This window comes from Nonomuraea zeae, assembly GCF_005889725.1.
Lineage (GTDB): Bacteria > Actinomycetota > Actinomycetes > Streptosporangiales > Streptosporangiaceae > Nonomuraea > Nonomuraea zeae.
Genome location: NZ_VCKX01000374.1, coordinates 1 through 10,532 on the forward strand (window position 1 = coordinate 1; position 10,532 = coordinate 10,532).

Here is a 10,532-nt window from a genome sequence, read left to right on the forward strand (position 1 = left end):
TCCCCGCCCCCTCCTGGCGCGGATGCGGCAGTGCCCGGCCCACCCGCAGCGGATGGCCCCGATTCGTGACCGGCGGCTGATAAGGCTGATAAGAGCGGGTCGCTTGATCCAGTAATCTTCATGGATAACCAGCGGGGACAATCACCCGCTATGTCCGGATTGTGATCCCACGATCATTTAGCGTGCCTGGATCGATTCACTTCGGTCGGCCGTTCCTGCTGTGTGGTGGTGGCCGTCCATCAGTCAGGAGCAGGAGTGAACATGAGTGAGACACGCTCTCGTGGTTCACGGACCACAGCCGGTGCCGCCGAAGTGGGCGAGCCGGAGCTGCGCCAGTTGCTGGCCGGGCTGACCGCGGTGCGAGACGGTGATTTCCGCACCCGCCTGCCCGACGACGCCGACGGCCTTCTCGGGGAGATCGCCTCGGTGTTCAACGGCATGGTGGACCAGCTGTCCCTGTTCACCTCCGAGGTCACCCGCGTGGCCCGCGAGGTCGGCACGGAGGGCCGGCTCGGCGGCCAGGCCGACGTGCCCGCGGTGTCCGGCACGTGGAAGGACCTGACCGAGTCGGTCAACGCCATGGCGGGCAACCTGACCGACCAGGTACGCAGCATCGCCCAGGTCACCACGGCGGTGGCCAAGGGCGACCTGTCACAGAAGATCACCGTGGACGCCCGCGGCGAGATCCTCGAGCTGAAGAACACCGTCAACACGATGGTCGACCAGCTGTCCTCCTTCGCCGCCGAGGTCACCCGCGTCGCCCGCGAGGTCGGCACCGAAGGACAGCTCGGCGGCCAGGCCGACGTGAAGGGCGTGGCCGGCACCTGGCGCGACCTGACCGACTCGGTGAACTTCATGGCCGACAACCTGACCGACCAGGTGCGCAACATCTCCCAGGTCGCGACGGCGGTGGCCAGGGGCGATCTGTCGCAGAAGATCACCGTTTCGGCGCGGGGCGAGATCCTGGAGCTGAAGAACACCCTGAACACCATGGTCGACCAGCTGTCCTCCTTCGCCGACGAGGTCACCCGGGTGGCCCGCGAGGTCGGCACCGACGGACGGCTCGGCGGCCAGGCGGACGTCAAGGGCGTGTCCGGCACCTGGAAGGCCCTGACGGAGTCGGTGAACGTCATGGCCGACAACCTCACCGCCCAGGTACGCAGCATCGCCCAGGTCACCACGGCGGTGGCCAAGGGCGACCTGACGCAGAAGATCCGGGTGGACGCCCGCGGCGAGATCATGGAGCTGAAGGAGACCATCAACACGATGGTCGACCAGCTGTCCGCGTTCGCCGACGAGGTGACCCGGGTGGCCCGTGAGGTCGGCACCGAGGGCAACCTGGGCGGGCAGGCCACGGTCCGTGGCGTGTCGGGCACCTGGAAGGACCTGACCGACAACGTCAACGTCATGGCCTCCAACCTGACGAACCAGGTGCGCAGCATCGCCCAGGTGGCCACCGCGGTGGCCAGGGGTGACCTGTCGCAGAAGATCACGGTGGAGGCCAAGGGCGAGGTGGCCGCGCTGGCGCAGACCATCAACACCATGGTCGACACCCTCGGCGCGTTCGCCGACGAGGTGACCCGGGTGGCCCGCGAGGTGGGCACCGAGGGCCAGCTGGGCGGCCAGGCCCGGGTGCCGAACGTGGCGGGCACCTGGAAGAACCTCACCGACAACGTCAACTCGATGGCCGACAACCTGACCAACCAGGTGCGCAGCATCGCGCAGGTCACCACGGCGGTGGCCAAGGGCGACCTGACCCGCAAGATCGACGTGGACGCCCGCGGGGAGATCCTGGAGCTGAAGACCACGATCAACACGATGGTGGACCAGCTGTCGTCGTTCGCGGCGGAGGTCACCCGGGTGGCCCGCGAGGTGGGCAGTGAGGGGCGGCTGGGCGGCCAGGCCGAGGTCGAGGGCGTGTCGGGCACGTGGAAGCGGCTCACCGAGAACGTCAACGAGCTGGCCGGCAACCTGACCCGGCAGGTGCGCGCCATCGCCGAGGTGACCAGCGCGGTCACCTCGGGCGACCTGACCCGGTCCATCACCGTGGACGCCGAGGGCGAGCTGGCGGATCTGAAGGACAACATCAACTCGATGGTGAAGTCGCTGCGCGAGACCACCAGCGCCAACGAGCAGCAGGACTGGCTGAAGTCCAACCTGGCCAGCATGTCGGGGCTCATGCAGGGCCACCGCGACCTGGCCACGGTGGCCGAGCTGGTGATGAACGAGCTGGCGCCGCTGGTCTCGGCCCAGTACGGCGCGTTCTTCCTGGCCGGTGACGATGGGCTGCGGCTCATCAGCGCGCACGGCTACCTGACGGGCCCGGATCGGCGTACCCGTTTCGAGATGGGCGAGGGCCTGGTGGGGCAGGCGGCCAGCACCCGGCGCACCATCGCGTTGAACGACATCCCCAGCGGCTACATCACCATCGGCTCCGGGCTCGGCCAGTCCGCGCCGGGCTCGGTCATCGTGCTGCCGATCGTGGTCGAGGAGCAGGTGCTCGGCGTGATCGAGCTGGCGTCGGTCTATTCCTTCACGCCGGTGCACCGGGCGTTCCTGGACCAGCTCATGGAGACGATCGGCGTCAACCTCAACACGATCGTGGCCAACGCGCGCACCGACGAGCTGCTGATGGAGTCGCAACGGCTGACCTCGGAGCTGCAGACCCGCTCGGAGGAGCTGCAGAACCAGCAGGACGAGCTGCAGCGCTCCAACGCCGAGCTGGAGGAGAAGGCGAGCCTGCTGGCCCGCCAGAACCAGGACATCGAGACCAAGAACCTGGAGATCGAGCAGGCCCGCCAGGAGCTGGAGGACCGCGCCCAGCAGCTGTCGCTCGCCTCGAAGTACAAGAGCGAGTTCCTCGCCAACATGAGCCACGAGCTGCGCACCCCGCTCAACTCGCTGCTCATCCTGGCCCAGCTGCTGGCCCAGAACCACACCCGCAACCTCACGCCGAAGCAGGTCGAGTACGCCGGCATCATCCACTCGGCCGGATCGGACCTGCTCCAGCTCATCAACGACATCCTCGACCTGTCCAAGGTCGAGGCCGGCAAGATGGACATCGACCCCGAATGGGTGCAGCTGCGGCGGCTGCTGGACTACGTCGAGGCCACGTTCCGGCCCATGACCAGCCAGAAGAGCCTCGATTTCCGGATCGTGTCCTCCCCCGGCATCCCGCTGGAGGTGCTGACCGACGACAGCCGGCTGCGCCAGGTGCTGCGCAACCTGCTGTCGAACGCGGTCAAGTTCACCGAGACGGGCAGCGTGGAGCTGCGTATCGAGATGGCGGCCCAGTCCGAGCTCCCCGCGTCGGTACGCCACCACGGGGCGGCCATCGCGCTGCGCGTGGTCGACACCGGGATCGGCGTCCCCGAGCAGCAGCTGGAGGTGATCTTCGGGGCGTTCCAGCAGGCCGACGGCACCACCAGCCGCAAGTACGGCGGCACCGGGCTCGGCCTGTCGATCAGCCGCGAGATCGCCTACCTGCTCGGCGGGGCCATCGCCGCGCAGAGCGTTCCCGGGCAGGGCAGCACGTTCACCCTGTACCTGCCGATCGCCCGGCCGGACTTCGACCAGCGCCCGGGCAGGGGCGGCGACCCGCAGAGCGCCGAGAGCGCCGGCGGGCCGGCCGTCCTGGAGCCGCCCGCCTCCAGCCGGTCATCGGTGCAGCAGCGCCGGCTCCTGGTCATCGAGGAGCGGCCGCGCGGGCTGCTCTCCCTCGTGGCCGAGAGCGTCCTGACGGAGCTGGCCCCCGCCCGTGAGGAAGCGGTGGAGATCGTCACGGCCGCCGGGGCGCAGGAGGCGGCCTCCACCTTGGCGGACGAGCCCTGCCACCTCATCGTGATCGATCTCGACATGCCGGACCAGGCGGCGTACCAGTTGCTGGAGGCGATGGGCGGCGACCCGGCGCTGCGGGCCGTCCCGGTCCTGGCGTACGCGCACTGGCGGGCCAACCCGCAGCAGGAGGCCCGGTTGCAGACACGTGCCGACGGCCAGCCCGTGGAGCTGCTGTCGAGCCTGGACGAGATGCGCGAGCGGATCGCGCTGCACCTGAGCGCGGACCAGCCGGGCGACGTGCTGCCGCTGGTCAGATCGCAGCAGGTGAGCCCGGCGGCCGGGAAGGACGTCGACCACACCCTGACCGGGCTGACCGTGCTCGTCGTGGACGACGACACGCGCAACCTCTACGCGCTGACCAGCATGCTGGAGATCCACGGCATGCAGGTGCTGCACGCGGAGAACGGCCGGGAGGGCATCGACACCCTGCTCGCCCATCCCGAGATCGATCTCGTCCTGATGGACGTGATGATGCCCGAGATGGATGGCTACGTGGCCACCGCGAAGATCCGGCAGATGCCGCGATACCAGGCCCTGCCGATCATCGCCGTCACGGCCAAGGCGATGCCGGGCGACCGGGACAAGAGCCTGGCGGCGGGCGCCAGCGACTACGTGACCAAACCGGTGGACGCCGACCACCTCATCGAGCGGATCCGGCACTGGACCACCGCTTAACCCTCCCCGTCCCCCGAGATCCGCAGCACCATGGCAAGGAGCAACCAAGTGCACAGCTCTCCGCCGGTCGGTCTCCCGCCGCTGTCTCCGTTCCCCGTCTCCGCCGCCGCGGACCCGGAGACGGAGACGAACGTCGGGCGGCTGGCGGCCACGATCGAACGGCTGCGTGGTGAGGTCCTGCAGGCGCAGTCGGCGGCCGAGGGCCGGGCTCTGGTCGAGCTGGCCAAGGGCGTGCTGATCGAGCGGCTGCGGTGCAGCGTGACGAGCGCGGCCCAGCAGCTGGCGTCCCTGGCCGAGCAGGCCGGGATGACCCAGCTCGAGCTCGCCGCCGACATCATCAACCAGGCGGCGCAGGATCGGATCAGCGAGGTCGCGCGGGCGTTCCTGGCCTCCGCGCACTCCGATGAGCCGGCCCGCGAGGCGGCTGACATCGCGGTACGGCTGCGCAGCGCGGAAAGCGGCGTGCTGCAGGCCACCGACGCCCAGGCGGTGGTGGACTCGCTGCTGGAGCACGCGCTCACCCCCCTCGGCGCGACCGCGGTCGCCGTCTGGGAGGCCGGCGCCGACGCCTCGCTCACCCTCGCCGGGTACGCCGGGTTCACCGCCGAGGAGGCCAAACGGTGGCGCTATGTCCCTCCCGGGGTGGAGACCCCGGCCCGGCGCGCCCTGGTCAGGCGCGAGAGCATCTGGCTGCCGGATCTCTCCGCACTCGGCCTGCCGTCGATCGGCCGGCGGGAGACGCCGGGAGGCCGGGTCACCGTGCCGGCGGGCACCGGCGGGCGGATCTTCGCCGTCCTTGAGGTCGGCTGGCCGGACCCGCTGCCGCCGCAGCCGCCGCAGATCCGCAAGCAGATCGAGGCGCTCGCGGAGCTGTGCGCCTATTCGCTCGACGTGCCCGACGAGCCGGCGTCGGCCCCCGAGCCGGAGGCCCTGTCGGAGCTGATCGACCTCGCCGGCACGCTGCCCGACGCTGCCCTCATCCTGAGTCCCTGCCTCGACGGGGACGGCAGGCTCGGCGACTTCCGCATCCAGCACGCCAACGCCCGTTTCGTCGATCCCACCGGGCGGCCGCGGAACATGGTCGTGGGCGCCCTCCTGCTGGAGGCGTACCCGCTGGCGGCCGAGGACGGCGGGCTGTGGGAGAAGATCGAGCGCGTGCACGCCACGGGCGAGCCGTTCCGCGCCGACAAGATGACCCTGACCGCGATGGTGGACCAGGTGTCGCTCTCCAGCGTCGCCGACGTCAGCATCACCCGGCACCGCGGCAACGTCCTGCTCATCTGGCGCTTGCAGGACGAGGCGGCGCAGCTGGCCAACCTGCTCCAGCACGCGCAGAGGCTGGGCCGCATCGGCGGGTTCGAGGAGAACCTGACCACCGGCCAGATCATCTGGAACAGTCAGCTCTACGCCCTGTACGGCATGGGAGAGGGGGAACCGCCCATCCCCCTGGATCGGCTGGCCGGCCACAGCCATCCCGACGACGCCGCGGCCATCGGCCACTTCCTGCGCACCGTGCTGCACCACCGCAGGCCCGCGTCGGCGGCCTTCCGCCTGCGGCGCCCGGACGGGATCGCCCGGCACATCAGGGTCGTGGCCGAGCCCGTCTTCGACGCCGACGGTAAGCCGTCGGCCATCCGCGGCGCGTATCAAGATATATCCGCTCAACACTGGACTGAGGTCGCCCTCGCGGCCACCCGCGACCAGCTCGCCCACACCGAGCAGCAGGCCGCCGAGCGCAACCGCCTGGCCCTCCAGCTGCAGCAGGCCATCATGCCGCCCAGCCGCGAGCCGATGGAGGCCTTCGACCTGCAGATCGCCGTCCGGTATCGCCCCGCGGAGCAGGAGCACCTCGTCGGCGGCGACTGGTACGACGCCGTGGTGCTCCCGAGCAAGCAGATCCTGCTGTCGGTGGGCGACGTGGCCGGGCACGGGATCGACGGAGCCACCGGCATGGTCGTGCTGCGCAACGCTTCGCGCGGGCTGGCCGCGACGGGTGCGGGCCCGGCCCAGCTGATGGCGTGGCTCAACCTGGTCGCCCACCATCTGACGGACCAGGTGACGGCCACGGCGGTCCTGGGCCTGTACGACCCGCAGACGCGCATCCTGCGCTGGGCCAGAGCGGGCCATCTGCCCCCGGTTCTGGTCAGGAACGGGCGGGCGGCGGAGCTGGACCTGATCGGCGGGACGCTGCTGGGCGCCGTGTCGGACTCCTCCTACGAGGAGGGCCAGGTCCAGCTCGCCTCGGACGACATCCTCCTGATGTACACCGACGGCCTGATCGAACGCCGGGACCGCACGCTGCAGCACTCCCTTGAGCAGCTGCTGAGCACGGCCGGTCATCCGGCGTCCGACCTGGAACGCCTTCTGGACCACCTGCTCCTGCACAGCAACTCCGACACCGACGACGACACCTGCCTCGTCGGCATCCAGCTGCGCTGACCCCCGGGGCCGGACCCGCCGTAGCAGTCGGGTCCGGCACATCAGGCCGCCGGACATCCAGCGACCATCCTTCGCGAAGACGGCTGACCGGCAGAGCGCCGGCCGGCCAGGCGGCGCCCGGCCGGCCTCTGGAGACCAGGCCCGCCGCCAATGGCCGTCGTCGGCTCGCTGATCCCGCACCAGACCGGCTGCTGGGCCTGCGGTGTACAGGGAGGCGATCCGGCTGCTGGGCGAGGGCCATTCGGCCGGCTCCGCGGAGGAGCGGGTGGCGGCCGAGCAGGGGGTGGAGATCGACGTCACCGGCGTCTGGGCGGTGCCCAGGCGCTCCCGCTACCGGGTCTATCTGGCCGGGCTGGCGTGGGACCTGCTCCGTACCCGCCACCTCTTCGACGACGGGCGGCCTTCGCCGGATACCTGCGCACGAAGCTCAGGGCGGCGCTGCGGCGGCGGCCCGGCCCGCGGGAGGACCCGACGGCCGGGCTGCCCGGCCACGAGCGGCGGGCGACCCGGGTCTACGCGGTGTTCCTCGTGCTGGGAGCGGCCGTCAGCCTCGGCGGCTACGCCCTGTTCACCGTGCCGATCGCCGTGACCGCCGGTGACGTCTCGGCAGGCGCAGGTCAGAGGCGGGGGTCGGACGTCGATCGGCCGCTGAGCGCGCTGCCCGCCAGCCACTCCTCCCACGATTTCGCCCAAGGCGTCGGCCCGTTGCCGAACTGGAGCTTGCGCGAGGTCCCGGTGACCTTGATGATGTCTCCCCGCTGGGTGAAGTTGTAGAACCAGTGGGCGTTGGCCAGGCTGGCGTTCACGCACCCGTGGCTGACGTTGCGGTTGCCCTGCGCGCCGGTCGACCAGGGGGCGGCGTGGAAGAACATGCCGCTGTAGGTCATCCGGACGTTCCACTTGGTGTGGGCGTAGTACTCGCCCGGCCGGCCGATGGTGGCCGAGTCCATGAGGAAGTCCGCGGCCTTCTCCTGGGCGATCATGGTGCCGGAGTAGCTCTCGTCGCCCCGCTTCCCCAGACTGACCGGGATGGTCCTGACGACCTCGCCGTTCTTGCGCACGACCGCCTTGTGGGTCCCGTTGCGGATCTTGGTGATGTGCTCGGGGCCGACGGTGAAGGAAACGCTGCGGTTCCTGTCGCCCCACAGGCTCCGCCCGATCCGCAGGCCGGCCAGGTGGGCGACCACCGTGACCTGCTCGCCGGTCGGCCAGTACTCGCGCGGCCGGTACTGGACCTCCCGGTCGCTCACCCAGCTCCAGGCGCCCTCGACCGGCTTGGACATCTGCACCGTCAGCGAGCGCTCGACCGCAGCCCGGTCCTCCTGCCCGGTCACCGGCTGCGACAGCAGGAGCTGGATCGGCATCCCCACGCCGACCTTCTCACCGTTGAGCGGCGACATGCCGCTCTCCAGCACCCGCTTCGGCTTCAGGGTGGTGAACCCGGCCCGCTCGGCGACCTGCTTGCCGTCCGCGCCGGTGGCCTGCACCCGCACCGTGTACGCGGTGGACGGCTTCAACGGCCAGGTCGGCCGCCACGTCCCGTCCGCGCCCGCGCTGCCGCTGACCTCGTGTCCCTCGGCGTCGGAGACGGTCAGCCCGGTGACCTTGCCGTCGGTGACCTTGACGTGGATCCCGGTGTCCGGGGGGACCTTCTTCGTGCCGTCGGCGGGCAGGATCGACAGCTTGGGCGGCGGAGCCGGTTCATAGTGCTGCACGGGCGGCGGGCTGGAGCCGCCCGAGGAGCAGCCGGCGGCCAGGAGCAGCACCGCCGTGAACGTGCCGACAAGTATGGTCCCGCCACTCCGCATCGCCGATGCCTCCAGTCCCCCGACAAAATAGGCATATTTCAGCCTAGGCAGCCTCTTGTTGATACGAGGAGCGTTATGCCCGTAACTGAGAGTAATCATGCGGAGATACTTCGACCAGTGGTGACTTGTTGGGGAGCGGCGGCAAGCCGAGAACGGCCCGCGCCACCTTCTTCGCGGCGACATACGCTGGATCACGGGACCCCCCGCCAAACCTTGGGGAGGGCGATGAGCGCGGGCATGAGAGCAAAGGCAGCGGCCGGCCTGCTCATCGTCCTGTCGGTCCCGGCCGGGCTCGGGGCCGGGCTCGGCGCGCTGTGGGCCGCCGCCGCGGCGAGCGGCAACCGGTACGTGGCGCTGGCCGTGGCCGTGACGGCGCTGGCGGGCCTCACCTGGTCGCTGTGCCGGTTGGCGCTGCGGCGAGTGGGGAGCTTACCGGCGCGGCGCTGGGTGCCGATCGCGGTCGCCGGGGTGGAGCTGGCCGCCGCGGCCATCCCCCTCGCGGGCCTGCTGTTCGGCGGGCCGCCGAGCCGCCCGCTCGTGGCCGGGCCCGGCACCGGGTACTGGGACCTGCCGACCGGCTCGCGCATCGCCTACACCCGTACCCCGGCCCAGGGCGAGCGCCGGGACACGCCGGTGATCCTCGTGCACGGCGGGCCGGGCGCGCCGGACGAGCCGTCGCCACTCGAACCCGCGCTCGCCGCCGAGGGCTTCGACGTGTACGCCTACCACCAGGTGGGCGCGGGCCTGTCCAGCCGCCTGCCCGACGCGGCCGGCTACACGGTCGCGCGGCACGTGGCCGACCTGGACGCCGTCCGGGCCGCGATCGGCGCCGGCCGGGTGGTGCTGGCGGGCGTCTCCTGGGGCGGCCAGCTCGTCGCCGCCTATCTGGCCGCGCACCCGGACCGGGTGGCCCGCGCGGTCGTGGCCTCGCCGGCGACCATCTGGTCTCCCGCCTATCCGGACAACCGGCAGCTGACGGAGAGCGGGCTGCGCGACCAGAGCCAGGCGATGTGGGACCACCAGCGGCTGCTGCTGGCGCACGTGCTCATGGAGGTCGCGGGACCCCGTGCCGCCCACGCGCTGCTGCCGGACGACGCGGTGGACCGCGAGTTCGAGCTCTTCGTCGGCGAGCTCGACATGCGGGCGGGATGCCCCGGCCGGCCGCTGCGGGTGCCGCCGTCGAGGCTGGGGTTCTGGGCCAACGCCATGACCGCGCGCGACGCCCGGCAGGTCGCCGACCCCCGGCCCGCGCTGCGCCGGATCGCCGTGCCCGTGCTGGTGCTGCGCGGCTCGTGCGACTACCTGGCGCCCGAGGTCGCCCGCGAGTACGCCGACGTGCTGCCGAACGCCGTCTTCCGCGCGATCGACGGCTCCGGCCACGACATCGCCCACGACCGGCCCGGCACGTACCGGGAGCTGGTCACCGCGTTCATGCGCGGCCGGATCGCGCCCTGAGCCAGGCAGCGCGGCTAAGAGCTGTTTCTTAGATCTGCTGACTAATCGTGGTGATGTTGTCACGATCAGTTCATGGGACGTGGTGACTTAACGAACGCTGAGTGGGAGCGGCTCCGGCCACTGCTGCCCGAGGGCGGCCGGCGGGGCGGGCGATGGAATGACCACCGCAAAACGATCGACGGCGTGTTGTACAGGGCACGGACCGGGCTGCCGTGGCGGGACCTGCCCGAACGGTTCGGCTCCTGGATCACGGTCTACAAGCGGCATCGCCGCTGGTCGGCCGATGGCACCTGGCAGATGCTGCTGACCGCGATCCAG

Annotated in this window: 5 protein-coding genes; 4 read left to right on the forward strand and 1 reads right to left on the reverse strand. The window is 71.0% G+C overall.

Going from position 1 to position 10,532, the window contains the following annotated elements:
• The first annotated feature begins 261 nt into the window (after positions 1-261).
• Positions 262-4,512 carry a HAMP domain-containing protein gene (locus ETD85_RS55180; protein WP_138697857.1) on the forward strand — a complete coding sequence of 1,417 codons (4,251 nt, stop codon included), beginning with the start codon at positions 262-264 and terminating at the stop codon, positions 4,510-4,512.
• 48 nt (positions 4,513-4,560) lie between these two features.
• A complete protein-coding gene (locus ETD85_RS55185) occupies positions 4,561-6,951 on the forward strand; it encodes a SpoIIE family protein phosphatase (protein WP_240780043.1) in 2,391 nt (796 codons plus the stop codon).
• Between the two features lie 617 nt (positions 6,952-7,568).
• On the opposite strand, the gene ETD85_RS55190 is transcribed toward ETD85_RS55185, so the two are convergent.
• The gene (locus ETD85_RS55190) at positions 7,569-8,759 is read right to left on the reverse strand and encodes a L,D-transpeptidase (RefSeq protein WP_138697859.1); all 1,191 of its coding nucleotides are present in this window, start codon (positions 8,757-8,759) and stop codon (positions 7,569-7,571) included.
• Positions 8,760-8,996: 237 nt separating this feature from the next.
• Between ETD85_RS55190 and ETD85_RS55195 the strand changes: the two genes are divergently transcribed.
• Together ETD85_RS55195 and ETD85_RS55200 are read left to right on the forward strand one after the other, a co-directional pair.
• Positions 8,997-10,214, forward strand: coding sequence for an alpha/beta fold hydrolase (locus tag ETD85_RS55195; protein WP_138697860.1), 1,218 nt, complete (start codon positions 8,997-8,999; stop codon positions 10,212-10,214).
• Between the two features lie 72 nt (positions 10,215-10,286).
• On the forward strand, positions 10,287-10,532 hold a 246-nt coding region (locus tag ETD85_RS55200), incomplete at its 3' end, for a transposase (protein ID WP_138697861.1).